Source organism: Streptomyces yerevanensis (assembly GCF_000716805.1).
Classification (GTDB): Bacteria; Actinomycetota; Actinomycetes; order Streptomycetales; family Streptomycetaceae; genus Streptomyces; species Streptomyces flaveus.
Map to the genome: position 1 here is coordinate 1 of NZ_JNWJ01000019.1, position 24,922 is coordinate 24,922.

The 24,922-nt window shown below is 70.0% G+C and carries 23 protein-coding genes; 21 read left to right on the plus strand and 2 right to left on the minus strand.

Translation table 11 applies throughout. The annotated features are described in order from the left end of the window. Window positions 1-228: 228 nt before the first annotated feature. From OP79_RS20735 to nusB, 3 genes are read left to right on the plus strand one after another with little or no spacing between them, the layout of a single operon-like run. On the plus strand, window positions 229-1,359 hold the full coding sequence (locus OP79_RS20735) for an aminopeptidase P family protein (protein WP_033321787.1): 1,131 nt from the start codon (window positions 229-231) through the stop codon (window positions 1,357-1,359). Window positions 1,360-1,417: 58 nt separating this feature from the next. Further along, entirely contained in the window at window positions 1,418-1,984 is a 567-nt protein-coding gene (gene efp, locus OP79_RS20740; RefSeq protein ID WP_033321788.1) for an elongation factor P, read from the plus strand. Window positions 1,985-1,986: 2 nt separating this feature from the next. Then, complete coding sequence (nusB, locus tag OP79_RS20745) at window positions 1,987-2,418, plus strand: transcription antitermination factor NusB (protein WP_033321789.1); 432 nt, start codon at window positions 1,987-1,989, stop codon at window positions 2,416-2,418. Window positions 2,419-2,580: 162 nt separating this feature from the next. Here nusB and bldD read toward each other — a convergent pair whose 3' ends face one another. Next, the gene (bldD, locus tag OP79_RS20750; protein ID WP_033321790.1) at window positions 2,581-3,081 is read right to left on the minus strand and encodes a transcriptional regulator BldD; all 501 of its coding nucleotides are present in this window, start codon (window positions 3,079-3,081) and stop codon (window positions 2,581-2,583) included. Window positions 3,082-3,344: 263 nt separating this feature from the next. Here bldD and pyrR point away from each other — a divergent pair, with 263 nt between their 5' ends. The 14 genes from pyrR to OP79_RS20820 all read left to right on the plus strand — a co-directional run bounded on the left by pyrR (window position 3,345) and on the right by OP79_RS20820 (window position 19,934). Continuing rightward, window positions 3,345-3,917 (plus strand): bifunctional pyr operon transcriptional regulator/uracil phosphoribosyltransferase PyrR, encoded by a 573-nt coding sequence (gene pyrR, locus OP79_RS20755; RefSeq protein WP_033321791.1) that lies wholly within the window; start codon window positions 3,345-3,347, stop codon window positions 3,915-3,917. Window positions 3,918-4,038: 121 nt separating this feature from the next. Continuing rightward, window positions 4,039-5,016: an aspartate carbamoyltransferase catalytic subunit gene (locus OP79_RS20760; RefSeq protein WP_033321792.1), complete on the plus strand. Its 978-nt coding sequence runs from the start codon at window positions 4,039-4,041 to the stop codon at window positions 5,014-5,016. A 5-nt stretch (window positions 5,017-5,021) separates the two neighbouring features. Then, window positions 5,022-6,308 carry a dihydroorotase gene (locus OP79_RS20765; RefSeq protein WP_033321793.1) on the plus strand — a complete coding sequence of 429 codons (1,287 nt, stop codon included), beginning with the start codon at window positions 5,022-5,024 and terminating at the stop codon, window positions 6,306-6,308. Next, window positions 6,305-6,883 (plus strand): PH-like domain-containing protein, encoded by a 579-nt coding sequence (locus OP79_RS20770; protein ID WP_033321794.1) that lies wholly within the window; start codon window positions 6,305-6,307, stop codon window positions 6,881-6,883. The genes OP79_RS20765 and OP79_RS20770 overlap by 4 nt, the downstream gene beginning before the upstream one ends. After that, complete coding sequence (carA, locus tag OP79_RS20775; protein ID WP_033321795.1) at window positions 6,880-8,031, plus strand: glutamine-hydrolyzing carbamoyl-phosphate synthase small subunit; 1,152 nt, start codon at window positions 6,880-6,882, stop codon at window positions 8,029-8,031. The genes OP79_RS20770 and carA overlap by 4 nt, the downstream gene beginning before the upstream one ends. Further along, window positions 8,024-11,332, plus strand: a complete 3,309-nt coding sequence (gene carB, locus OP79_RS20780; protein WP_033321796.1) for a carbamoyl-phosphate synthase large subunit — start codon at window positions 8,024-8,026, stop codon at window positions 11,330-11,332. The genes carA and carB overlap by 8 nt, the downstream gene beginning before the upstream one ends. A gap of 4 nt (window positions 11,333-11,336) precedes the next feature. Then, window positions 11,337-12,446, plus strand: a complete 1,110-nt coding sequence (locus OP79_RS20785; RefSeq protein WP_033321797.1) for a quinone-dependent dihydroorotate dehydrogenase — start codon at window positions 11,337-11,339, stop codon at window positions 12,444-12,446. Continuing rightward, window positions 12,443-13,309, plus strand: coding sequence for an orotidine-5'-phosphate decarboxylase (pyrF, locus tag OP79_RS20790; protein ID WP_033321798.1), 867 nt, complete (start codon window positions 12,443-12,445; stop codon window positions 13,307-13,309). The genes OP79_RS20785 and pyrF overlap by 4 nt, the downstream gene beginning before the upstream one ends. A gap of 244 nt (window positions 13,310-13,553) precedes the next feature. After that, window positions 13,554-13,877, plus strand: a complete 324-nt coding sequence (locus tag OP79_RS20795) for an integration host factor (RefSeq protein ID WP_003956414.1) — start codon at window positions 13,554-13,556, stop codon at window positions 13,875-13,877. 38 nt (window positions 13,878-13,915) lie between these two features. Beyond that, on the plus strand, window positions 13,916-14,509 hold the full coding sequence (gene gmk, locus OP79_RS20800) for a guanylate kinase (protein WP_051744788.1): 594 nt from the start codon (window positions 13,916-13,918) through the stop codon (window positions 14,507-14,509). A 38-nt stretch (window positions 14,510-14,547) separates the two neighbouring features. Further along, a complete protein-coding gene (gene rpoZ, locus OP79_RS20805; RefSeq protein ID WP_033321800.1) occupies window positions 14,548-14,820 on the plus strand; it encodes a DNA-directed RNA polymerase subunit omega in 273 nt (90 codons plus the stop codon). A gap of 136 nt (window positions 14,821-14,956) precedes the next feature. Continuing rightward, window positions 14,957-16,159 (plus strand): bifunctional phosphopantothenoylcysteine decarboxylase/phosphopantothenate--cysteine ligase CoaBC, encoded by a 1,203-nt coding sequence (gene coaBC, locus OP79_RS20810; RefSeq protein WP_033321801.1) that lies wholly within the window; start codon window positions 14,957-14,959, stop codon window positions 16,157-16,159. A 300-nt stretch (window positions 16,160-16,459) separates the two neighbouring features. Further along, on the plus strand, window positions 16,460-17,668 hold the full coding sequence (metK, locus tag OP79_RS20815; protein WP_033321802.1) for a methionine adenosyltransferase: 1,209 nt from the start codon (window positions 16,460-16,462) through the stop codon (window positions 17,666-17,668). Between the two features lie 121 nt (window positions 17,669-17,789). After that, window positions 17,790-19,934, plus strand: a complete 2,145-nt coding sequence (locus tag OP79_RS20820) for a primosomal protein N' (RefSeq protein ID WP_033321803.1) — start codon at window positions 17,790-17,792, stop codon at window positions 19,932-19,934. 127 nt (window positions 19,935-20,061) lie between these two features. Here the strand turns inward: OP79_RS20820 and OP79_RS20825 are convergent, their stop codons facing one another. Further along, entirely contained in the window at window positions 20,062-20,601 is a 540-nt protein-coding gene (locus OP79_RS20825; RefSeq protein ID WP_033321885.1) for a hypothetical protein, read from the minus strand. A 249-nt stretch (window positions 20,602-20,850) separates the two neighbouring features. On the opposite strand from OP79_RS20825, the gene OP79_RS20830 reads away from it, so the two are divergent. The 4 genes from OP79_RS20830 (at window position 20,851) to OP79_RS20845 (ending at window position 24,705) form a co-directional block, all read left to right on the plus strand. Continuing rightward, window positions 20,851-21,573 (plus strand): VOC family protein, encoded by a 723-nt coding sequence (locus tag OP79_RS20830; RefSeq protein WP_033321804.1) that lies wholly within the window; start codon window positions 20,851-20,853, stop codon window positions 21,571-21,573. Window positions 21,574-21,596: 23 nt separating this feature from the next. Continuing rightward, on the plus strand, window positions 21,597-22,139 hold the full coding sequence (locus OP79_RS20835) for a TOPRIM nucleotidyl transferase/hydrolase domain-containing protein (protein WP_033321886.1): 543 nt from the start codon (window positions 21,597-21,599) through the stop codon (window positions 22,137-22,139). 135 nt (window positions 22,140-22,274) lie between these two features. After that, a complete protein-coding gene (fmt, locus tag OP79_RS20840; protein WP_033321805.1) occupies window positions 22,275-23,207 on the plus strand; it encodes a methionyl-tRNA formyltransferase in 933 nt (310 codons plus the stop codon). Window positions 23,208-23,274: 67 nt separating this feature from the next. Beyond that, window positions 23,275-24,705: an RsmB/NOP family class I SAM-dependent RNA methyltransferase gene (locus tag OP79_RS20845; protein ID WP_033321806.1), complete on the plus strand. Its 1,431-nt coding sequence runs from the start codon at window positions 23,275-23,277 to the stop codon at window positions 24,703-24,705. The last annotated feature ends 217 nt before the right edge of the window (window positions 24,706-24,922 follow it).

The following is a 24,922-nucleotide window of genomic DNA, read 5'->3' on the forward strand; positions in this document are numbered from 1 at the left end:
CAGGGCCGTATGCCCGGCCTGCGACGGGCTGACGCACCGGCCCACGACCCCGCACCCACCACCCACCCCAGGGGCGCGGGGAACGGCGCGACCAGCCACCCACAACCCGCACCCGCCCACGAACCAAACGAACCACCCCCGTAGGCACCCCGCCCAACCGCCGGAGGCGATCCCCACCCGGCCCAACCAGAACCGGCACCATCCGCCCAGCCCTCGTAGGCTCGGGTCATGTCAGAGGTGTACGCGGCCCGCCGCGAACGGCTCCGGGAGCGATGCGCAGCCGGCGGCAGCGCCACCGCGCTGGTGTCCCGTCCCGCCAACGTCCGCTACCTCGCGGGCGCAGCCCCCCGCGGCGCCGTTCTGCTGCTGGGCAAGGGAACGGACCTGATGCTGTGCGCGGGTCCCCTCGACGCGGGCCCGCTCGGCGCACCCCCCGACGACGAGCACCCCGACGAAGCCCTGCGGATCCAGACGCTGCCGGGAGCCGGCGACGGCCGTGGCGACCCGGCTGTCGCCGCAGCCGACCTCGCCGTGGCGCACGGCGCCGAGTCACTGGCCGTCGAGGAACACCACCTGACCGTGGCCCGCCACAGAGCCATCCGCTCCGTGACACCCCGCCTGCGCCTGACCGACCTCGGCGGCGCCGTCGAGCAGCTGCGCGTCGTCAAGGACGACGAGGAGATCTCCTGCCTCCGGATCGGTGCCGAGATCGCCGACCAGGCCCTGAGCGAACTCCTCGAGTCGATCCTCGTCGGCCGCACCGAGCGCCACCTCGCCCTGGAGCTGGAGCGCCGCCTCGTCGACCACGGCGCCGACGGCCCGGCCTTCGCGACCTCCGTCGGCACCGGACCGAACTCGGGGCGTCGCGGCCACCGTCCAACCGACCGACGGGTCGAGGAGGGCGACTTCCTCTCCGTGTGCCTGGGGGCGACCTATCGCGGCTATCGCTGCGAGATCGGCCGTACGTTCGTGATCGGCACCTCGCCCGCCGACTGGCAGATCGAGCTCTACGACCTCGTCTTCGCCGCCCAACGGGCCGGCCGCGAGGCGCTCATCCCCGGCGCCGAATACCGCGACGTGGACCGCGCCGCCCGGCAGGTGCTGGACTCCGCGGGGTACGGGCACGGCCTTTCTCCGCTGACCGGGCACGGTGTAGGGCTCGAAATCGATGAGGACCCTCAGCTGGCCCCCGCGGCCATGGGTAAACTGGACGCTTGCGTGCCGGTCACCGTCGAACCGGGGGTCCACCTCCCGGGCCGGGGCGGTGTCCGGATCGATGACACGCTCGTCGTACGCCCTGAGGCGGACGGCGGACCCGAGCTACTCACCATCACGACCAAGGAGCTGCTCGCGCTCTAGCTTCGAGCTGTGCGCCTGCCCCGGGGTCGTCCACGTCAGTCCAGGAGATTCCGCAACCGTGGCTTCCACGAACGACCTCAAGAACGGCCTGGTGCTCAAGCTCGAAGGCGGCCAGCTCTGGTCCGTCGTCGAGTTCCAGCACGTCAAGCCCGGCAAGGGCCCGGCCTTCGTGCGCACCAAGCTCAAGAACGTGCTCTCCGGCAAGGTCGTCGACAAGACGTTCAACGCCGGCGTCAAGGTCGAAACGGCCACCGTCGACAAGCGTGACATGCAGTTCTCGTACATGGACGGCGAGTACTTCGTCTTCATGGACATGGAGACCTACGACCAGCTCATGGTCGACCGGAAGGCTGTTGGCGACGCCGCCAACTTCCTCGTCGAGGGCTTCACGGCCACCGTCGCGCAGCACGAGGGCGAGGTGCTCTTCGTCGAGCTCCCGGCCGCCGTCGAGCTGAGCGTCCAGGAGACCGAGCCGGGCGTCCAGGGCGACCGCTCCACCGGCGGCACCAAGCCCGCCATCCTGGAGACCGGCCACCAGATCAACGTGCCGCTCTTCATCACCACCGGCGAGAAGATCAAGGTCGACACCCGCTCGAGCGACTACCTCGGCCGGGTGAACAGCTAACCGTGGCTGCCCGCAACACGGCCCGCAAGCGCGCCTTCCAGATCCTCTTCGAAGGTGACCAGCGCGGCGTGGACGTCCTGACGGTCCTCGCGGACTGGATCCGGCACTCCCGGACCGACACCCGGCAGCCGCCGGTGAGTGAGTACACGATGCAGCTTGTCGAGGGCTACGCGAAGTACGAGCGGCGCATCGACGAGCTCATCGCGCAGTACGCGGTCGACTGGACGCTGGACAGGATGCCGGTCGTCGACCGCAACATCCTGCGCCTCGGCGCGTACGAGCTGATCTGGGTCGACGAGACTCCGGACGCCGTCGTCCTCGACGAGATGGTCCAGCTCGCGAAGGAGTTCTCCACGGACGAGTCCCCGGCCTTCGTGAACGGCCTCCTCGGCCGCTTCAAGACCCTGAAGCCGTCGCTGCGCCGGGACGAGTAGCACCACAGGTCGTCACGGAGGGCCCACAGCGCCGGCTGTGGGCCCTCCGGAGTGTTCTGCGCGGACGTTCTGCGTGGGCCGACACAAAACCGTCGGGGTGGACCGGAACGCTCAGGTTCCGGTCCACCCCGACGGCACGTTTCTTCACAGGGCCGACGCCGGTCAGCCCTCCTCGTGGGAGACCGCGCGGCGCGCGTCCGCGTCCAGGACACCCCAGTTGATCAGCTGCTCGGTGAGGACTGAGGGGGACTGGTCGTAGATGACGGCGAGGGTGCGCAGGTCGTCCTGGCGGATGGAGAGCACCTTGCCGTTGTAGTCGCCGCGCTGGGACTGGATCGTGGCGGCATAACGCTGCAGGGGGCCCGCCTTCTCGGCCGGGACGTGGGCCAGCCGCTCCAGGTCCAGGACCAGCTTCGGCGGCGGCTCGGCGGCGCCGCCCGGCGTGGTGCCCGGCAGCAGTTCCTGCACCGGAACGCCATAGAAGTCCGCCAGCTCGGCGAGGCGCTGTACGGTCACGGCGCGGTCGCCGCGCTCGTAGGAACCGACCACGACCGCCTTCCAGCGGCCCTGGGACTTCTCCTCGACGCCGTGGAGGGAAAGGCCCTGCTGGGTACGGATCGCGCGGAGCTTGGCCCCGAGCTGTTTGGCGTATTCGCTGGACATATAGCTCCCCGGACACTGTGTCGACGTGCGGTTTTGCCGCGCGGCTGGTGACTCACTGTGAGGTTACGCAGCGTTACTCTTCCCCGTCAAGCCGAATGGTCACGCCCGGCCCTTACGTGCCGGCCCCGGAGAAATGCGTCAGGTGGTGGGCGAGTGACTCCAGGGGGGTGATCAGGGCCGTTGCCGGGCTGGTAGCGTTGGTGGCGCAATTCCGACGTCCTTTAAGGTCCGTCCCGTGAGGCGGAGAAGGAGGTCCGTCTCGTATGGACACGCAGCAGTCCGATGCCCGGCCCGTGCTCGAAGGCCCGGACATCGCGCGGGTGTTGACCCGCATCGCCCACGAGATCGTCGAGCGCGCCAAGGGCGCCGACGACGTGGTGCTTCTCGGCATTCCGACGCGGGGCGTCTTCCTCGCCCAGCGGCTCGCCGCCAAGCTCGAGGAGATCACCGACCGCAAGATCCCGGTCGGCTCGCTCGACATCACCATGTACCGCGACGACCTGCGTATGCATCCGCCGCGTGCGCTGGCCCGCACCGACATTCCAGGTGACGGCATCGACGGTCGTCTGGTCGTCCTCGTCGACGACGTGCTCTTCTCCGGCCGCACCATCCGCGCCGCGCTCGACGCGCTGAACGACATCGGCCGTCCGCGCGCCGTGCAGCTCGCGGTGCTCGTCGACCGAGGCCATCGCGAACTCCCGATCCGCGCCGACTACGTCGGCAAGAACCTCCCCACGTCGCTGCGGGAGACGGTCAAGGTCCTGCTCGCCGAGGAGGACGGTCGCGACACCGTGCTGCTCGGCGCCAAGCAGGCCTCACCGGGCGCGCAGCAGTAGCACTCCGGCGTACGTCCCTGCCGTAAGCCCCCGAGTGTGCCTGTGCGCGCCCGCCTGCCCGGCTGCGACCTCCCGCCGGGCCCTCGCCTCCCGAACTGAACTGCCTTACGGAGCCTGACAGATGCAGCGTCATCTCATCTCGGCCGCCGACCTCACCCGCGACGACGCCGTCCTGATCCTCGACACCGCCGAGGAGATGGCCCGGGTCGCCGACCGGCCGATCAAGAAACTGCCGACCCTGCGCGGCCGCACCGTCGTCAACCTCTTCTTCGAGGACTCGACCCGTACCAGGATCTCGTTCGAGGCCGCCGAGAAGCGCCTCTCCGCGGATGTGATCAACTTCACTGCCAAGGGGTCCAGCGTCTCCAAGGGCGAGTCCCTGAAGGACACCGCCCAGACCCTGGAGGCGATGGGCGTCGACGCCGTTGTCATCCGGCACGGCGCCTCCGGAGCCCCGTACCGCCTCGCGACCTCCGGCTGGATCGACGCCGCCGTCATCAACGCCGGCGACGGCACCCACCAGCACCCCACGCAGGCCCTGCTCGATGCCTTCACGATGCGGCGCCGCCTCGTCGGACGGGACGCCGGGCTCGGGCAGGACCTCGCAGGCAAGCGCATCACGATCGTCGGCGACATCCTGCACGGCCGGGTCGCCCGCTCGAACGTCGACCTGCTGCACACCCTCGGCGCCGAGGTCACCCTCGTCGCCCCGCCCACCCTGCTGCCGGTCGGCGTCGAAACCTGGCCCTGCGAGGTGTCGTACGACCTCGACAGCACGCTGCCCAAGTCCGACGCGGTGATGATGCTGCGCGTCCAGCGCGAGCGGATGAACGCGGCCTTCTTCCCGACCGAGCGCGAGTACTCACGGCGCTACGGCCTCAACGGCGACCGTATGGCGCGGATGCCCGAGCACGCCATCGTGATGCACCCCGGGCCGATGGTCCGCGGCATGGAGATCACCGCCGAGGTCGCCGACTCCGACCGTTGCACCGCCATCGAGCAGGTGGCGAATGGTGTCTCGATCCGCATGGCGGTCCTGTACCTGCTCCTGGGCGGCAATGAGCCCGCCGTCACCCACAGCCGTACCGAGGAGAAGTAAGACACATGAGCAAGATCCTGATCCGTGGTGCGAAGGTGCTCGGCGGCGAGCCGCAGGACGTCCTGATCGACGGCGACACCATCGTGGAGGTCGGTGCCGGACTTCCCGCCGAGGGAGCCGAGGTCGTCGAGGCCGAAGGCAAGGTGCTTCTGCCGGGCCTCGTCGATCTCCACACCCACCTGCGCGAGCCCGGGCGTGAGGACTCCGAGACCGTCCTGACCGGTACGCGGGCTGCCGCGAGCGGCGGTTACACGGCCGTGTTCGCCATGGCCAACACCTTCCCGGTCGCCGACACCGCCGGTGTGGTCGAGCAGGTCTACCGGCTGGGCCAGCAGCACGGCTACTGCGATGTGCAGCCCATCGGGGCCGTCACCGTCGGCCTGGAGGGCAAGAAGCTCGCCGAACTGGGCGCCATGCACGAGTCGGCGGCCGGCGTCACCGTCTTCTCCGACGACGGCAAGTGCGTGGACGACGCCGTGATCATGCGTCGGGCGCTGGAGTACGTGAAGGCCTTCGGCGGTGTCGTGGCCCAGCACGCGCAGGAGCCGCGGCTGACCGAGGGCGCCCAGATGAACGAGGGCGTCGTCTCGGCCGAGTTGGGGCTCGGCGGCTGGCCCGCCGTCGCCGAGGAGTCGATCATCGCGCGCGATGTGCTGCTCGCCGAGCACGTGCACTCCCGGGTGCACATCTGCCATCTGTCGACCGCCGGCTCGGTGGAGATCGTGCGCTGGGCCAAGTCCCGCGGCATCGACGTGACCGCCGAGGTCACCCCGCACCACCTGCTCCTCACCGATGAGCTGGTCCGCTCGTACAACCCGGTCTACAAGGTCAATCCGCCGCTGCGCACCGAGCGCGACGTGATGGCCCTGCGCGAGGCGCTCGCCGACGGCACGATCGACATCGTCGCCACCGACCACGCCCCGCACCCGCACGAGGACAAGGACTGCGAGTGGGCCGCGGCGGCCATGGGCATGGTCGGCCTGGAGACCGCGCTGTCCGTGGTCCAGCAGACGATGGTCGACAGCGGGCTGCTCGACTGGGCCGGCGTCGCGGACCGGATGTCCTTCAAGCCCGCCCGGATCGGCGGGGCGACAGGCCACGGCCGTCCCGTCTCGGCAGGTGAGCCCGCCAACCTCACGCTGGTCGATCCGGCATACCGTGGGAACGTGGACCCCACGGGCTTCGCGTCGCGCAGCCGCAACACTCCGTACGAGGGTCGTGAGCTGCCGGGCCGTGTCACGCACACATGGCTGCGGGGCCGCGCCACGCTCGTCGACGGGAAGCTCGCGTGACACCACTGACGCAACTGACGTACGCCGCGGAACAGAAGTCGGCGGAAGTGACCGACTGGGCCGCCCGCATCGGCTGGCTCGTGGGCCTCGCGCTCTTCGTCGCCCTCGTCTACTGGCTGATGCGCGAGGGCTGGAAGTGGCGCGGCACGCTCCAGGGCGACCTGCCCGAGCTGCCCCAGGCGCCGGACGAGCCCGGTCCGGTGAAGCTGACGATGAGCGGCCGCTACCACGGCTCCACCACTGCCGGTCAGTGGCTCGACCGCATCGTGGCGCACGGCCTGGGCACCCGCAGCCGGGTCGAACTCATGCTGACGGACGCGGGCCTGGATGTCGTACGCCCCGGAGCGGCCGACTTCTTCATGCCTCTCGAGGCGCTGCGCGAGGCACGGCTCGACAAGGGCATCGCGGGCAAGGTCCTCACCGAGGGCGGCCTGCTGGTCGTCACCTGGGAGCACGGCGACAGGCTGCTCGACTCCGGGTTCCGTTCCGACCACGCGGCCGAGCACAACGAGTGGGTCGCGACCCTGAACCAGATGATCAACAAGGACAGCAACAAGACGGAAGGCGCACGATGACCACCTCCACCAGGGGAGCCTCCAGAACTCCCGCCGTACTCGTCCTGGAGGACGGCCGGATCTTCCGCGGCCGCGCCTACGGGGCCGTGGGGGTGACCTTCGGAGAGGCCGTCTTCTCCACCGGGATGACCGGCTACCAGGAGACCCTCACCGACCCCTCGTACCACCGTCAGGTCGTCGTGATGACCGCCCCGCACGTCGGCAACACCGGCGTCAACGACGAGGACCCCGAGTCGAAGCGGATCTGGGTCGCCGGCTATGTCGTACGCGACCCCGCGCGCGTGCCCTCCAACTGGCGCTCCCGCCGCTCGCTCGACGAGGAGCTCGCCCGGCAGGACGTCGTCGGGATCTCCGGCATCGACACCCGGGCGCTCACCCGTCACCTGCGCGAGCGCGGCGCCATGCGCGTCGGGATCTTCTCCGGGAACGCGCTGCCCGACGAGGGCACGATGCTCGCTGAGGTGCGCCAGGCCCCCGAGATGAAGGGCGCCAGCCTCTACGAGGAGGTCGCCACGACTGAGGCGTACGTCGTTCCCGCCCTCGGCGAGAAGAAGTTCACCGTCGCCGCCGTGGACCTCGGCATCAAGGGCATGACCCCGCACCGTATGGCCGAGCGCGGCATCGAGGTGCATGTGCTGCCCGCCACCGCGACCGCCGAGGATATCTACGCGGTCGGCCCCGACGGCGTGTTCTTCTCCAACGGTCCCGGCGATCCGGAGAAGGCCGAACACCCCGTTTCCCTGATGCGGGAAGTCCTCGAGCGCAAGACGCCCCTCTTCGGCATCTGCTTCGGCAACCAGATCCTCGGCCGCGCGCTCGGCTTCGGCACGTACAAGCTGAAGTACGGCCACCGGGGCATCAACCAGCCGGTCCAGGACCGTACGACCGGCAAGGTCGAGGTCACCGCGCACAACCACGGGTTCGCCGTCGACGCGCCGCTCGACCGCGTCAGCGACACCCCCTACGGGCGTGCCGAGGTCTCGCACGTCTGCCTGAACGACCAGGTCGTCGAGGGGCTCCAGCTGCTCGACCAGCCGGCGTTCAGCGTCCAGTACCACCCCGAAGCGGCGGCAGGCCCGCACGACGCGGCCTACCTGTTCGACCGCTTCGTAGAGCTCATGGCAGAAAAGGGAGCCCAGCGTGCCTAAGCGCACCGATATCCAGTCCGTCCTGGTCATCGGCTCCGGCCCGATCGTCATCGGCCAGGCCGCCGAGTTCGACTACTCCGGCACCCAGGCCTGCCGTGTCCTCAAGGCCGAGGGCCTCAGGGTCATCCTCGTCAACTCCAACCCCGCGACGATCATGACGGACCCGGAGATCGCCGACGCGACGTATGTCGAGCCGATCACCCCGGAGTTCGTCGAGAAGATCATCGCCAAGGAGCGGCCGGACGCGCTGCTGCCCACCCTGGGCGGCCAGACGGCCCTCAACACGGCCATCTCGCTGCACGAGGCCGGGACGCTCGACGAGTACGGCGTCGAGCTGATCGGCGCCAACGTCGAGGCGATCAACAAGGGCGAGGATCGCGATCTCTTCAAGGAGGTCGTGGACGCGGTGAAGGGGAAGATCGGGCACGGCGAGTCCGCCCGGTCGGTGATCTGCCACTCCATGGACGACGTCCTCAAGGGCGTCGACACACTCGGCGGTTACCCGGTCGTCGTCCGGCCTTCCTTCACCATGGGCGGCGCCGGCTCCGGCTTCGCGCACAACGAGGACGAGCTGCGCCGCATCGCCGGCCAGGGGCTCACGCTGTCCCCGACCACCGAGGTGCTCCTGGAGGAGTCCATCCTCGGCTGGAAGGAGTACGAGCTGGAGCTGATGCGCGACAAGCACGACAACGTCGTGGTCGTCTGCTCCATCGAGAACTTCGACCCGATGGGCGTGCACACCGGCGACTCGATCACCGTCGCCCCGGCGATGACGCTCACCGACCGCGAGTACCAGATCCTGCGCGACATCGGCATCGCCGTCATCCGCGAGGTCGGCGTCGACACCGGCGGCTGCAACATCCAGTTCGCGGTGAACCCCGAGGACGGCCGGGTCATCGTCATCGAGATGAACCCTCGCGTGTCCCGGTCGTCCGCCCTCGCCTCCAAGGCGACCGGCTTCCCGATCGCCAAGATCGCCGCGAAGCTCGCCGTCGGCTACACGCTCGACGAGATCCCGAACGACATCACCGAGAAGACACCGGCGTCCTTCGAGCCGACGCTCGACTACGTCGTCGTGAAGGCGCCGCGCTTCGCCTTCGAGAAGTTCCCGCAGGCCGACTCCACGCTGACGACGACCATGAAGTCGGTCGGCGAGGCCATGGCCATCGGCCGCAACTTCACCGAGGCCCTGCAGAAGGCGCTGCGGTCGCTGGAGAAGAAGGGCTCGCAGTTCACGTTCGTCGGGGAGCCCGGGGACAAGAAGGCGCTCCTGGAGGAGGCGGTCCGGCCGACCGACGGGCGGATCAACTGCGTCATGCAGGCCATCCGCGCGGGCGCGACCCAGGAGGAGGTCTTCGAGTCGACGAAGATCGATCCGTGGTTCGTCGACCAGCTGTTCCTCATCAAGGAGATCGCGGACGAGCTGGCAGCCGCCGACAGGCTGGACCCGTCCCTGCTGGCGGAAGCGAAGCGCCACGGCTTCTCCGACGTCCAGATCGCCGAGATCCGCGGCCTGCGCGAGGACGTCGTCCGCGAGGTCCGGCACGCGCTCGGCGTGCGCCCGGTCTACAAGACGGTCGACACCTGCGCCGCCGAGTTCGCCGCGAAGACGCCGTACTTCTACTCCTCGTACGACGAGGAGAACGAGGTCGCCTCCCGCGAGAAGCCCGCGGTGATCATCCTGGGCTCCGGGCCCAACCGCATCGGCCAGGGCATCGAGTTCGACTACTCCTGCGTCCACGCCTCCTTCGCGCTGAGCGACGCCGGGTACGAGACCGTGATGGTCAACTGCAACCCGGAGACCGTCTCCACGGACTACGACACCTCCGACCGGCTGTACTTCGAGCCGCTCACGCTGGAGGACGTACTGGAGATCGTCCACGCGGAGTCCCTGGCCGGGCCGATCGCGGGCGTCATCGTGCAGCTCGGCGGACAGACCCCGCTGGGTCTGTCGCAGGCGCTGAAGGACAACGGCGTCCCGGTGGTGGGCACGCCGCCCGAGGCGATCCACGCCGCCGAGGACCGCGGCGCCTTCGGCCAGGTGCTCGCCGAGGCGGGGCTGCCGGCTCCCAAGCACGGCACCGCGACGACCTTCGCGGGCGCCAAGTCCATCGCGGACGAGATCGGCTACCCCGTCCTCGTACGGCCCTCGTACGTGCTCGGCGGGCGAGGCATGGAGATCGTGTACGACGAGACGCGGCTGGAGGCGTACATCGCCGAGTCGACCGAGATCTCCCCGTCGCGCCCGGTCCTGGTCGACCGCTTCCTCGACGACGCGATCGAGATCGACGTGGACGCGCTGTACGACGGCCACGAGCTGTACCTCGGCGGCGTCATGGAGCACATCGAGGAGGCCGGTATCCACTCCGGCGACTCGGCGTGCGCGCTGCCGCCGATCACGCTGGGCGGCTTCGACATCAAGCGGCTGCGGGCATCAACGGAAGCCATCGCGAAGGGCGTTGGCGTCCGCGGACTGATCAACATCCAGTTCGCGATGGCGGGGGACATCCTGTACGTCCTCGAAGCCAACCCGCGTGCCTCGCGCACCGTCCCCTTCACCTCCAAGGCGACCGCGGTGCCGCTCGCCAAGGCCGCCGCCCGGATCTCGCTGGGCGCGACCATCGCCGGACTGCGCGCCGAGGGACTGCTCCCGGCGAGCGGCGACGGCGGCACGCTGCCGCTGGACGCGCCGATCTCCGTCAAGGAGGCCGTCATGCCGTGGTCGCGCTTCCGCGACATCCACGGGCGGGGCGTCGACACCATCCTGGGCCCGGAGATGCGCTCCACCGGTGAAGTCATGGGCATCGACTCGGTGTTCGGCACGGCGTACGCCAAGTCGCAGGCGGGCGCGTACGGTCCGCTGCCGACCAAGGGCCGCGCCTTCATCTCCGTCGCCAACCGCGACAAGCGCTCGATGATCTTCCCGGCGCGTGAACTGGTCGCCCACGGCTTCGAGTTGCTCGCCACGTCCGGCACGGCCGAGGTGCTCAAGCGCAACGGCATCCACGCCACCGTCGTCCGCAAGCAGAGCGAGGGCACCGGCCCGAACGGCGAGCGGACGATCGTCCAGCTCATCCATGAGGGCGAGGTCGACCTGATCGTCAACACGCCGTACGGCACCGGTGGCCGCCTCGACGGCTATGACATCCGTACGGCCGCCGTGGCCCGCTCCGTGCCCTGCCTGACGACGGTGCAGGCGCTCGCAGCCGCCGTCCAGGGCATCGACGCGCTCAACCACGGGGACGTGGGCGTCCGTTCGCTCCAGGAACACGCGGAGCACCTCACAGCGGCGCGGGACTGACGCCATGTACCGACTGTTCTTCAGTTTGCTCTTCAAACGGATGGACCCGGAGCGGGCCCATCACCTGGCCGTCGCCTGGATCCGCCTCGCCGCCCGCATCCCCGTGCTGCGTACGTTCGTCGCGGCGGCTCTCGCCCCGCGCCACAAGGAGTTGCGCACCGAGGCCTTCGGGCAGCGGATGCACGGGCCGTTCGGACTCGCGGCCGGCTTCGACAAGAACGCGATCGCGGTCGACGGGATGTCGATGCTCGGCTTCGACCACGTCGAGATCGGCACGGTCACGGGGGAGCCGCAGCCCGGCAATCCTCGTAAGCGGCTGTTCCGGCTCGTCCCGGACCGGGCGCTGATCAACCGCATGGGGTTCAACAACGAAGGCTCTGCGGCCGTGGCGGAGCGTCTGGCAGGCCGTGAGGCGGTCTTCGGGACCGTCGTGGGCGTCAACATCGGCAAGACCAAGGTCGTGCCCGAGGCAGAGGCGGTCGGCGACTATGTGAAGTCGACGCAGCGGCTTGCCCGGTACGCCGACTACCTGGTGGTCAACGTTTCCTCGCCGAACACGCCGGGCCTCAGGAATCTGCAGGCGGTGGATCATCTGCGCCCCCTGCTGAGCGCCGTTCGCGAGGCCGCCGACCAGGCCGTGACCGAGCGCCGCGTCCCGCTGCTGGTGAAGATCGCCCCCGATCTCGCAGACGAGGACATCGACGCCGTCGCCGACCTCGCTGTGGAGCTCGGCCTGGACGGGATCATTGCCACGAACACCACCATCGCGCGCGAGGGACTCGGTTTGACATCCGAACCTTCCCTCGTGAAGGAGGCCGGTGGCCTCTCCGGCGCGCCGCTCAAATCGCGCTCCCTGGAGGTGCTGCGTCGCCTCTACGCGCGCGTGGGCGACGACATCACGCTTGTGGGCGTCGGCGGCATCGAGAACGCCGAGGACGTCTGGCAGCGCATCCTGGCCGGCGCCACCCTGGTCCAGGGGTACAGCGCCTTCATCTACGAGGGCCCCTTCTGGAGCCGCGCGATCCACAAGGGACTCGCCGCCCGCCTGCGTACGAGCCCGTATGCCACCCTCGCCGACGCGGTCGGCGCCGACGTGAGGAAGGCCGCGGTATGAGTCCTGTGGAGCCTTTCGGCGCCCGTCTGCGCCGTGCCATGGACGAGCGCGGTCCGCTCTGCGTCGGCATCGACCCGCACGCCTCGCTGCTCACCGACTGGGGTCTGAACGACGACATCGCGGGCCTGGAGCGTTTCAGCCGTACCGTCGTCGAGGCGCTGGCCGACCGGGTCGCCGTACTGAAGCCGCAGAGCGCGTTCTTCGAGCGCTTCGGGTCGCGTGGCATCGCCGTACTGGAGAAGTCGGTCGAGGAGGCCCGGGCCGCCGGGGCGCTCGTCGTCATGGATGCCAAGCGTGGCGACATCGGCTCGACCATGGCCGCGTACGCCTCCGCCTTCCTGGAGAAGGGTTCGCCGCTGTTCTCGGACGCGCTGACCGTTTCCCCATATCTCGGCTACGGATCGCTGAAGCCTGCCGTCGAGCTCGCGCGCGAGAGCGGTGCCGGGCTGTTCGTGCTCGCGCTCACCTCCAACCCGGAGGGTGGCGAGGTGCAGCACGCGGTACGGCCCGACGACGCGGCCCGCAGGAACGTCGGCGCCACGATGCTCGCGCACCTCGCCGAGGAGAACGCGGGGGAGGCCCCCATGGGCTCCTTCGGCGCGGTCGTGGGCGCCACGCTGGGCGACCTCTCCTCGTACGACCTCGACATCAACGGGCCGCTCCTCGCGCCCGGCATCGGTGCTCAGGGTGCGACCCCGGCCGATCTTCCGGGCGTCTTTGGGGCGGCGGTGCGCCGTGTGGTCCCGAACGTGAGCCGAGGTGTTCTGCGTCACGGACCCGATGTCGGCGCGCTACGCGCGTCCGCGGAGCGGTTCGCGGAGGACATCAGGGCGGTTGCGGCGGCGGCCCAGCGCCTTCGGTGAGGTCCTCGTGGACGTCCCACGTCTGAATACATCCTCAAATCCGGAGCATTATGCCCCGAATGTCGGGTTCAATGGAGGCTGACCAGGACTTTTCCGCTGTTCTCGCTGACTCCGGCGGACTTGGCCGCTAGTCTCCGACGAGTGGGGACGGGCAAGAAGCGTTGCTCGTTGCTCCCCAGGTGAGGGGCGACTAGGTTCCTCACCGGTCCGTATCCGACAGTTCGACATCCGAGGTGACGTAGGCGTGGCTCTTCCGCCCCTTACCCCTGAACAGCGCGCAGCCGCGCTCGAAAAGGCCGCCGCGGCTCGCCGGGAGCGGGCCGAGGTCAAGAATCGACTCAAGCACTCCGGCGCCTCCCTTCACGAGGTCATCAAGCAGGGCCAGGAGAACGACGTCATCGGCAAGATGAAGGTCTCCGCCCTCCTGGAGTCCCTGCCTGGCGTGGGCAAGGTCCGCGCCAAGCAGATCATGGAGCGACTCGGGATCTCCGAGAGCCGCCGCGTGCGTGGTCTCGGCTCCAACCAGATCGCGTCTCTCGAGCGCGAGTTCGGCGGCGGTCCCGCCTGACGTTCTCGGGCACTCCTGAGAACCTGGATAATCGCTCCATGGCTGCAACATCCCGGGGGACGACCCCCGTACCCCCGGAATCACGTCCGCGGCTGACCGTGCTCTCCGGCCCCTCCGGGGTCGGCAAGAGCACGGTCGTCGCTCATATGCGCAAGGAACACCCCGAGGTCTGGCTCTCGGTGTCGGCGACGACCCGGAGACCGCGCCCCGGTGAGCGGCATGGTGTCCAGTACTTCTTCGTCAGCGACGAGGAAATGGACAAGCTGATCGCCAACGGCGAGCTGCTCGAGTGGGCCGAGTTCGCCGGCAACCGCTACGGCACCCCGCGGGGCGCCGTGATGGAACGGCTGGAGGCCGGTGAGCCCGTCCTGCTGGAGATCGACCTCCAGGGCGCGCGTCTGGTCCGCGAGTCGATGCCCGAGGCCCAGCTGGTGTTCCTGGCTCCTCCCTCCTGGGAGGAGCTGGTGCGCAGACTCACCGGGCGGGGCACCGAGCCGCCCGAGGTGATCGAGCGCCGACTGGCCGCCGCGAAGATCGAGCTGGCGGCCGAGTCGGAGTTCGACGTCACCCTGGTCAACACCTCCGTCGAGGACGTGGCGCGTGAGCTGCTAGCCTTGATGGACGTAGTGTGATCGTTTTCGATCTCATCCCATCTTTCGGAAGGTAGAGCGTGTCCTCTTCCATTGCCGCGCCCGAGGGCATCATCAACCCCCCGATCGACGAGCTCCTCGAGGCCACCGACTCGAAGTACAGCCTCGTGATCTACGCGGCCAAGCGGGCCCGTCAGATCAACGCGTACTACTCGCAGCTCGGCGAAGGTCTCCTCGAGTACGTCGGTCCGCTCGTGGACACGCACGTCCACGAGAAGCCGCTCTCGATCGCCCTGCGCGAGATCAACGCGGGTCTGCTGACGTCCGAGGCCGTTGAGGGCCCGGCGCAGTAAGTAGTGCGCAGTAAGTAATTTCTGCAGATCGCAGCAGGCTTTTCCACAGGCCCGGCAGCCCGGCTGTCGGGCCTGTGGTGTGTCATGAGTACGTACACGTTCGCAGGCGCAGGCGAGACGAACCCGGGGAGAAACGGTGGACAAGCCGAAGGTCGTACTGGGAGTCAGCGGTGGCATCGCCGCGTACAAGGCGTGTGAGCTGCTGCGCCGGCTGACCGAATCGGGACACGACGTGCGGGTCGTACCGACCGAGTCGGCGCTCCACTTCGTCGGCGCCGCGACCTGGTCCGCACTCTCCGGGCACCCTGTCTCGACCGAGGTCTGGTCCGATGTGCACGAGGTCCCGCACGTCCGCATCGGCCAGGAGGCCGACCTGGTGGTCGTGGCGCCCGCCACCGCGGACATGCTGGCGAAGGCGGCACACGGCCTGGCCGACGACCTGCTGACCAACACCCTGCTCACCGCCCGCTGCCCCGTCGTCTTCGCCCCCGCCATGCACACCGAGATGTGGGAGCACCCGGCCACGCAAGAGAACGTGGCGACACTGCGCCGCCGCGGTGCCGTCGTCATCGAGCCCGCCGTCGGCCGTCTGACGGGCGTGGACACGGGCAAGGGCCGGCTGCCGGAGCCCGGCGAGATCTTCGAGATCTGTCGCCGGGTGCTGGCACGCGGGGCCGTCGTTCCCGATCTGGCGGGTCGCCATGTCGTGGTCAGCGCAGGTGGGACGCGCGAGCCGCTCGACCCGGTCCGTTTCCTCGGCAACCGTTCCTCAGGCAAGCAGGGGTACGCCCTCGCGCGCACCGCCGCGGCCCGGGGTGCCCGGGTCACGCTGATCGCCGCGAACACCGGGATGCCGGACCCGGCGGGCGTGGACGTCGTGCCGGTCGAGACGGCCGTCCAGCTGCGCGAAGCGGTGCTGAAGGCCGCCGCGGACGCCGACGCGGTGGTGATGGCGGCAGCCGTCGCGGACTTCCGGCCCGCGACGTACGCGGCCGGAAAGATCAAGAAGAAGGACGGCCAGGACCCGGATCCGATCACTCTGATCCGTAATCCCGACATCCTCGCCGAGATATCCGCCGAGCGTGCCCGCTCCGGCCAGGTGATCGTCGGCTTCGCCGCCGAGACGGACGACGTCCTGGCCAACGGGCGGACGAAGCTGGAGCGCAAGGGGTGCGATCTCCTCGTCGTGAACGAGGTGGGGGAGCGCAAGACCTTCGGTTCCGAGGAGAACGAAGCGGTCGTGCTCGGCGCCGACGGCGGCGAGACCCCCGTGCCGTACGGGCCCAAGGAAGCTCTGGCCGAGACGGTGTGGGATCTTGTGGCGCGACGCCTGGAGTGAATGCCCCGTCTTCCCGGAGTGCGTTGCGGAACACGTTCCGGACTGAATGCCTGATTCGTTCCGTCGAAAGTGGTCCATCGGGCTTCCAAAACCGGCGAATTCGGGCCTGGGAGCCTGGCGAAGACCTGGCGTCGTTGGGCAGAATGCCCGTGCCGCAGGTCACAGGTCTTCCGAGTCGCGAGACGGGGTGGACCCGCGGTCCAGCGTGACCGATAAACTGACCCCCGGACGACAGCGGGCGCAGCCCCCGATCCGTCCACCAATGATCAGCCAGCAGCCGCTGCAACCCCAGGGAGCGTTGTGTCCCGTCGTCTGTTCACCTCGGAGTCTGTGACCGAGGGTCACCCCGACAAGATCGCTGACCAGATCAGCGACACCATTCTCGACGCGCTTCTGCGCGAGGACCCGAAGTCCCGGGTCGCTGTCGAGACGCTGATCACGACCGGCCTCGTGCACGTGGCGGGCGAGGTCACGACCAAGGCGTACGCGCCGATCGCGCAGCTGGTGCGCGACAAGATCCTCGAGATCGGTTACGACTCCTCGAAGAAGGGCTTCGACGGAGCCTCCTGCGGCGTGTCGGTGTCGATCGGCGCGCAGTCCCCGGACATCGCGCAGGGCGTCGACACGGCGTACGAGACGCGTGTCGAGGGCGACGAGGACGAGCTGGACAAGCAGGGCGCGGGCGACCAGGGCCTGATGTTCGGTTACGCGACCGACGAGACGCCCGAGTTGATGCCGCTGCCGATCCACCTGGCGCACCGCCTGTCCAAGCGGCTCTCGGAAGTCCGCAAGAACGGGACGATCCCCTACCTGCGCCCCGACGGCAAGACGCAGGTCACCATCGAGTACGACGGCGACAAGGCCGTCCGCCTCGACACCGTGGTCGTCTCCTCGCAGCACGCCCAGGACATCGACCTGGACTCGCTCCTGGCCCCCGACATCCGCGAGTTCGTGGTCGAGCCGGAGCTCAAGGCCCTCCTCGACGACGGCATCAAGCTGGAGACCGAGGGCTACCGCCTGCTGGTGAACCCCACCGGCCGCTTCGAGATCGGCGGCCCGATGGGCGACGCCGGCCTCACCGGCCGCAAGATCATCATCGACACGTACGGCGGCATGGCCCGCCACGGCGGCGGCGCCTTCTCCGGCAAGGACCCGTCCAAGGTTGACCGCTCGGCGGCGTACGCGATGCGCTGGGTCGCCAAGAACGTCGTCGCCGCAGGCCTCGCCACCCGCTGCGAGGTCCAGGTCGCCTACGCCATCGGCAAGGCCGAGCCCGTCGGCCTCTTCGTCGAGACCTTCGGCACCGCCAAGATCGACGCCGAGAAGATCGAAAAGGCGATCAGCGAGGTCTTCGACCTCCGCCCCGCCGCGATCATCCGTGACCTCGACCTGTTGCGCCCGATCTACGCCCAGACCGCGGCGTACGGTCACTTCGGGCGTGCGCTGGACGACTTCACGTGGGAGAAGACGGACCGGGTGGAGGCGCTGCGGAGGGCAGCTGGCCTGTAGTTCCCGGCTCCTGCCGTAGTTTCCGGCTCTTTCCGAGGCCCGGTGTCCCTGAGGGGCGCCGGGCCTCGGTGCGTCAGACCGGCTCGGCTCGCTGTCAGTGCCGTCTGGTACCAATGCTGGTGTGAGCAGCGAGAACGGGCAGGGCGACGGGGCGGGGGGTGTGCCGCCCGAGCAGCTTGCGCTTATTCGGGAGAGTGTGCGGAAGGCCAAGGCACCGCGGGCCAAGCCGCGAACCTGGCGGGGGGCCGCGGTCGCCAAAGAGTTGCCCGTTGCTCGTGTGCTCGTCGACAAGGGCGTGCTGCATCTTGACCGGTACTTCGACTATGCCGTTCCGGAGGAGTTGGACGCCGAGGCCCAGCCCGGGGTGCGGGTGCGGGTGCGGTTCGGGGCCGGGCGGCATCGGGTGCGGGAAGGGCGGCGTGAGGGTGGGGGGCTGATCGACGGGTTTCTCATCGAGCGGCTTGCCGAGTCCGATTACTCGGGGCCGCTTGCCGCGCTGGCCCAAGTCGTCTCGCCCGAGCCCGTGTTGAGTGAGGAGCTGCTGGGGCTCGCGCGGGCCGTGGCCGATCGGTATGCGGGAAGTCTGGCCGATGTGCTGCAACTGGCCGTGCCGCCGCGGAACGCGCGGGCGGAAAGCAAGCCGTCGCCGGCGCCGCTGCCGTTGCCCGAGACACCTGACGTCGGGTCATGGGCGCGGTACGGGCGCGGGGAGGCCTTCGTCCGCTCGCTCGCGACGGGCGGAGCACCGCGAGCCGTGTGGAACGCGCTGCCCGGGCCCGAGTGGGCCGACGAACTCGCGCGGGCCGTCGGGGCGACGCTCGCTTCAGGGCGCGGCGCGCTGGTCGTCGTGCCGGACGGGCGGGCCGTCGCCCGGCTGGACGCCGCGTTGACCTCGCTGCTGGGGGAGGGGCGGCATGCGGTGCTGACGGCCGAGGCCGGGCCCGAGAAGCGGTATCGGCAGTGGCTCGCGGTGCGGCGGGGATCCGTACGGGCTGTGGTGGGGACCCGGGCCGCCATGTTCGCGCCCGTACGGGATCTGGGGCTCGTGGCCATCTGGGACGACGGGGACGACAGCCACAGCGAGCCGCACGCGCCGCAGCCGCATGCCCGGGAAGTGCTGCTGCTGCGGGCCGCCCACGACAAGTGCGCTTTTCTGCTGGGGAGTTGGAGCTGCACCGTCGAGGCCGCGCAGCTCGTCGAGAGCGGCTGGGCGGCACCGCTCGTCGCCGAGCGCGAGCAGGTGCGGGCGACGGCGCCCCTCGTACGGACCGTGAGTGACGGGGACCTCGCGCGGGACGAGGCGGCCAGGGCGGCGCGGCTGCCCACGCTCGCCTGGCAGGCCGTACGGGAAGGGCTGCGGATCGGCCCCGTACTGGTGCAGGTGCCCCGGCGTGGCTACGTACCCCGGATGGCGTGTGCGCAGTGCAGGGCGCCCGCGCGGTGCCGGCACTGCGCGGGGCCTTTGGAGGGCCAGGACGCCGGGGGCCTGAGATGTGGGTGGTGCGGACGCGGCGAGGAGGCCTGGCACTGTCCCGAATGTGGTGGGTTCCGGCTGCGGGCGCAGGTCGTGGGGGCGCGGCGGACCGCCGAGGAGCTGGGACGCGCGTTTCCCGCCGTGCCCGTGCGGACCTCGGGGCGTGAGCAGGTGCTGGACACGGTGCCGGAGGCACCCGCGCTCGTCGTGAGCACGCCGGGAGCGGAGCCCGTCGCCGAGGGTGGTTACGCGGCGGCGCTGCTGCTCGACGGCTGGGCGATGCTGGGGCGGCCCGATCTGCGGGCGGGCGAGGACGCTCTGCGGCGGTGGATCGGGGCGGCTTCGCTGGTACGAGCGCAGGAGGCCGGCGGAAAAGTGGTGGTCGTCGCCGAGCCGACGCTGCGGCCCGTGCAGGCGCTGGTGCGCTGGGATCCCGTCGGGCATGCGGTTCGTGAGCTGTCCGAGCGGGCCGAGTTGGGGTTCCCGCCCGTGTCGCGGATGGCTGCCGTGTCCGGAACGCCGGAGGCACTCGTCGGGTTCCTGGCCGCGGTCGAACTGCCCGGCGACGCCGAGGTGTTGGGGCCGGTGCCGTTGCCCGTCACGGAGGCGGGGCGACCTCGGCGTACGGGGGCGCCGCCGGTCGGGGAGCGCTGGGAGCGGGCGTTGATCCGGGTGCCGCCGGGCAGCGGGGCGGCGCTGGCTTCCGCGCTGAAGTTCGCGCAGGCGGCTCGGATGGCTCAAGGGGGGAGTGACGTCGTACGGGTTCGGATTGATCCGCCGGACATCGGGTGAGCGGGTGGCAGGGGAGCCGATGCTCGTCCGCCTGCCTGCGCGTATCTGCCTGCGGACGCGCGTCTGCCTCCCGATGGTCGTCGGGAGGCAGACGGAGGGGGCGTTGCCGGGTATCAGCCGCCGGGTGTCAGCCGCTGCGCGGGCTCGGGAAGGCGCTTGGCCGCGCCTCGTCGCGGAGGGCGGGGCTGCCGGCCGTCGGCTGGGTGGGCAGCGGTGTGGAGCGGGCCGCGGGGACTGTGGGCATGCCGGCGTTGACGGGGACCGTGCGGGAGCCCGAAGGTTCCGTGGCACGCTCGGCCTCGGCGGCGGCCTGGGCAGCGGCGCGGCGTGCGCCGTAACGGCGGTGCACCGCCTGTTTGGTGACTCCGAGTGCGGAGCCCACCGCGTCCCACGAGAAACCCAGTGAGCGATCGAAGTCCACGGCGGCCGTGACCAGTGTCTCGACACTGTCCCGCAGCTCCTGGGCGAGGCGGACGGTCGGGGCGGGGGCGCGTCCGTAGACGACGAAGCCTGTGGACGGGCCGGAGCGGCGCGGGCGGTAGACGTTGCCCAACTGGGCGGTGAGCGTGCGCAGTGCGTCCACCTGCCGGCGGACCCGCTCGATGTCCCGCACCAGCAAGTGCAGGCTGGCCCGAGCCTGGGCGTCGTGGGTTGCGTGGTCGGCCATGAACAAGCCTCTCGAACCGGCGTTGAAAAGGATCGGGCCGCTGGTGCGGCCCATTGTGGTCAACTCTTTCTTGACCAACGCGTGTGCGCTCCGCTGGTCACGGTGTGGGGGCGTGTGGGCATTTGCGTGCGCTCCTGGGGGTGCGCTGTCGGCTCGGCGTCGGCGAGGGCCCTGTGACCTGCCGCCCTCCAATTGCCGGTCGGTCTAAATTGCGTTGCGTGGCGGTTCCCGAGCGTTCTAGCGTCAGGGATGACTTCTCACCTTCACGCGCTCTGCTTCGATGCGAACGACCCGCCCCGTCTCGCGCGCTTCTGGGCCGGCTTCCTGGGCTGGGAGATATCCGATGACCTCTCCGAGGGCATCGTGCTTCTGCCGAGCGATGACACCGGGTTCCGGATGCGTTTTCTTCCGAGCCAGGCGAAGAAGACCGGCCAGAACCAGCTGCACTTCGATCTGACGAGTACATCCCTTGATGACCAGCAGAAGACGGTGGCGAGGGCGCTTGAGCTGGGCGCCCGGCACATCGACGTCGGTCAACGCCCGGAAGAGGGGCATGTGGTGCTCGCCGACCCCGAAGGCAATGAGTTCTGCGTCAGCGAGCCGGGCAACAACTTCCTCGCCGACTGCGGATTCATCGGAGCGCTCGCGTGCGACGGTTCGCAGGACGTCGGGTACTTCTGGAGCCGGGCGCTGGGCTGGCCGTTGGTCTGGGACCAAGACCAGGAGACCGCGATCCGCTCTCCGCACGGTGGCCCGAAGGTCACATGGGGCGGTCCGCCGCTGATGCCGAAGACGGGGAAGGAGCGGCTGCATTTCGACCTCGCCCTACCGGCCGGTGGTGATCAGCAGGCGGAGGTCGACCGTCTCATCTCCCTCGGGGCGACTCGCGTCGACATCGGCCAGGGCGACGTTCCCTGGGTGGTGATGGCCGATCCCGATGGCCATGAGTTCTGTGTGCTGAGTCCCCGATGACCGGCGTTCGCGACACTGGATCCATGCAGGCGACGACGGTGCTGGTCGAGGGCGAGAGCGACCGGGTGGCGGTCGAGACGCTGGCCGGTCGTGTTGGCCATGATCTGACAGCCCAGCGGGTGACGGTCGTGCCGATGGGAGGCGCGACCAGCATCGTCCACTTCCTCGACCGCTACGGACCGGACGGCGCAGGCCACCGGTTGCTCGGCCTGTGTGACGCGGGGGAGTCGGGCGGCGTCGCCACCGCGCTCGCCCGGGCGGGCATCGGGTCCGGTTCGCTGGACGAACTCGGGTTCCACGTCTGTCACGCCGACCTGGAGGACGAACTCATCCGCTGCCTCGGGGCCGACGCCGTGCTCGACGTCATCGAGGCTCAGGGCCAGCTCGCCTCGTTCCGGATCCTCCAACGCCAGCCGGCACAGCGAGAGCGGCCGATAACGGCGCAGTTGCGCCGGTTCTTCGGGGGACGCAGCGGTCACAAGGTCCGATACGCGCGGCTGCTCGTGGACGCGTTGCCGGCCGGGCAGGCGCCCCCGCCGCTCGCCCGGCTCGTCGCATCCTTCTGACGTGATCGACGGCCGCGTAGCCCTTGCTGTCGTCGGCGGCATTCCCGCCGCGGTCGTGGGATCTTTCGCGTCCTGCCGCCATAGACTTGTGCGTTGCCCGCGTCCAACCCTCGCCCGAGAGGCCCGAACCACCCCATGAAGCTCGTCTTCGCCGGTACACCCGAGGTCGCCGTTCCCGCTCTGGATGCCCTGATCGCCTCCGGGCGGCATGAGGTGGCCGCCGTCGTCACCCGGCCCGACGCACCGGCCGGGCGCGGGCGGAGGCTGGTCGCGAGTCCGGTCGCCGAGCGGGCCGAGGAAGCCGGGATCGAGGTGCTGAAGCCCGTGAAGCCGCGGGACCCGGAGTTCCTCGAGCGGCTGCGGGAGATCGGGCCCGACTGCTGCCCGGTCGTCGCGTACGGGGCGTTGCTGCCCCGGGTCGCGCTCGACATCCCCGCCCACGGCTGGGTCAACCTGCACTTCTCGTTGCTGCCCGCCTGGCGCGGGGCGGCGCCCGTGCAGCACGCGGTGATGGCGGGGGACGAGATCACGGGTGCGTCCACGTTCCTGATCGAGGAGGGGCTCGACTCCGGGCCCGTGTACGGGACCGTCACCGAAGAGGTGCGGCCCACCGACACCAGCGGGGATCTGCTGACGCGGCTCGCCTTCGCGGGTGCCGGGCTGCTCGTCGCGACGATGGACGGGATCGCGGACGGCACGCTCAAGGCCGTACCGCAGCCGGCGGAGGGCGTCACGATCGCCCCGAAGATCACTGTCGAGGATGCGGAGATCGACTGGTCCGCGCCCGCGTTGCGCGTCGACCGGGTGGTGCGGGGATGCACCCCGGCGCCCGGTGCCTGGACCGTCTTCCGCGGCGAGCGGCTCAAGCTCATCCAGGTCGCGCTCGTGCCCGAGCGCACGGACCTCGCCCCGGGCGAGCTGTCCGTCGCCAAGAACAACGTGTACGTCGGCACCGGCTCGCACGCCGTCGAACTTCTGTGGGTCCAGGCCCAGGGCAAGAAGCCGATGCGCGCGGCGGACTGGGCACGCGGGGCACGGATCGCCTCCGACGAGCGGGTCGGGGTCTAGCAAGGAGCTCAGAAGGGGCGACGTACGCTGGACTGGTATCCCTTCCAAGATCCGGAGCACCTTTTACGTGAACGAGCAGGACCGTCGTCGTCGCCCGCAGGGCAAGCCTCACCGCCGTCCGAAGAAGGACCCCGTGCGGATGCTCGCCTTCGAGGCCTTGCGGGCCGTGGACGAGCGGGACGCGTACGCCAATCTCGTCCTGCCACCGCTGCTGCGGAAGGCGCGGGAAAAGGGGGACTTCGACGGGCGGGACGCAGCGCTGGCAACGGAGTTGGTGTACGGGACGCTGCGCCGGCAGGGGACGTACGACGCTGTCATCGCGGCCTGTGTGGACCGGCCGCTCAGTGAGGTCGACCCTCCCGTGCTCGATGTGCTGAGCCTCGGTGTGCATCAGTTGCTCGGTACGCGCATTCCCAGCCATGCCGCCGTGTCCGCCTCCGTCGAGCTCGCCAGGGTCGTACTCGGTGACGGGCGGGCCAAGTTCGTCAACGCCGTTCTGCGGAAGGTCGCGCAGCACGACCTCGACGGGTGGCTGGAGCGGGTGGCACCGCCGTACGACGACGACCCCGAGGACCATCTCGCCGTCGTGCACTCGCACCCCCGGTGGATCGTCTCCGCGCTGTGGGACTCCCTCGGAGGCGGGCGCGACGGGATCGAGGACCTCCTCGCTGCCGACAACGAGCGGCCCGAGGTGACCCTCGTCGCCCGGCCCGGACGCGCCACGGCCGGGGAACTTCGCGACGCACTCGATGACGAGGCCGCGTTGCCCGGGCGCTGGTCGCCGTACGCCGTGCGGCTCTCCGAGGGCGGCGAACCGGGCGCCATCGAAGCCGTACGGGAGGGCCGGGCCGGCGTCCAGGACGAGGGCAGCCAACTCGTGGCGCTCGCCCTTGCCAACACGCCCCTCGACGGGCCCGACAAGGCGTGGCTCGACGGCTGCGCGGGGCCGGGCGGCAAGGCGGCGCTGCTCGCCGGGCTCGCCGCCGAGCGCGGGGCCGTACTGCTCGCCGCCGAGAAGCAGCCGCACCGGGCCGGGCTCGTGGCCAGGGCGCTCGCCGGGAACCCGGGGCCGTACCAGGTCATCGCCGCCGACGGTACGCGTCCGCCGTGGCGGCCCGGCTCCTTCGACCGGGTCCTGATGGACGTACCGTGCACGGGACTCGGCGCCCTGCGCCGCCGCCCCGAGGCCCGCTGGCGGCGCCGCCCCGACGACCTGGACGCCTTCGCTCCGCTCCAGCGCGGGCTGCTGCGCACGGCGCTCGCGTCGGTACGGGTCGGCGGGGTCGTCGCTTACGTCACCTGTTCGCCGCACCTCGCCGAGACCCGCGCGGTCGTCGACGACGCCCTCAAGCAGTACGACGGCTCCGCCGAACTGCTCGACGCCCGGCCGCAGTTGCCCGGCGTACCGGCGCTGGGCGACGGCCCCGACGTACAGCTGTGGCCGCATCTGCACGGGACGGACGCGATGTATCTGGCGCTGATCCGCCGGACCGGCTGACGAAATGCCGTGGCGCTGATGCCGTGATGCTGGTGAAGCTGCCGGTTTCTGGTTCGGGACGTACGTTGCCTTTATGACGTGGCGTAAGAATGTCAACGCGACCCTGAGACGACTCACCGGCTACGAAATCCGCCGTCCGAGGCCGGTGAAGTCCTCAGCGATGTCCGAATCGATGTCCCCACAGACTTCTCCGCGGAATTCTCCGAGGACTTCCCCT

Excerpts from the sequence above, each read along its gene's own strand:
- OP79_RS20735 (WP_033321787.1), top strand. The coding sequence starts at position 229 with ATGTCAGAGGTGTACGCGGCCCGCCGCGAACGGCTCCGGGAGCGATGC.
- bldD (WP_033321790.1), bottom strand. The coding sequence starts at position 3,081 with ATGTCCAGCGAATACGCCAAACAGCTCGGGGCCAAGCTCCGCGCGATC.
- pyrR (WP_033321791.1), top strand. The coding sequence starts at position 3,345 with ATGGACACGCAGCAGTCCGATGCCCGGCCCGTGCTCGAAGGCCCGGAC.
- OP79_RS20760 (WP_033321792.1), top strand. The coding sequence starts at position 4,039 with ATGCAGCGTCATCTCATCTCGGCCGCCGACCTCACCCGCGACGACGCC.
- OP79_RS20765 (WP_033321793.1), top strand. The coding sequence starts at position 5,022 with ATGAGCAAGATCCTGATCCGTGGTGCGAAGGTGCTCGGCGGCGAGCCG.
- carA (WP_033321795.1), top strand. The coding sequence starts at position 6,880 with ATGACCACCTCCACCAGGGGAGCCTCCAGAACTCCCGCCGTACTCGTC.
- OP79_RS20785 (WP_033321797.1), top strand. The coding sequence starts at position 11,337 with ATGTACCGACTGTTCTTCAGTTTGCTCTTCAAACGGATGGACCCGGAG.
- pyrF (WP_033321798.1), top strand. The coding sequence starts at position 12,443 with ATGAGTCCTGTGGAGCCTTTCGGCGCCCGTCTGCGCCGTGCCATGGAC.
- gmk (WP_051744788.1), top strand. The coding sequence starts at position 13,916 with ATGGCTGCAACATCCCGGGGGACGACCCCCGTACCCCCGGAATCACGT.
- OP79_RS20825 (WP_033321885.1), bottom strand. The coding sequence starts at position 20,601 with ATGGCCGACCACGCAACCCACGACGCCCAGGCTCGGGCCAGCCTGCAC.
- OP79_RS20830 (WP_033321804.1), top strand. The coding sequence starts at position 20,851 with ATGACTTCTCACCTTCACGCGCTCTGCTTCGATGCGAACGACCCGCCC.
- OP79_RS20835 (WP_033321886.1), top strand. The coding sequence starts at position 21,597 with ATGCAGGCGACGACGGTGCTGGTCGAGGGCGAGAGCGACCGGGTGGCG.
- fmt (WP_033321805.1), top strand. The coding sequence starts at position 22,275 with ATGAAGCTCGTCTTCGCCGGTACACCCGAGGTCGCCGTTCCCGCTCTG.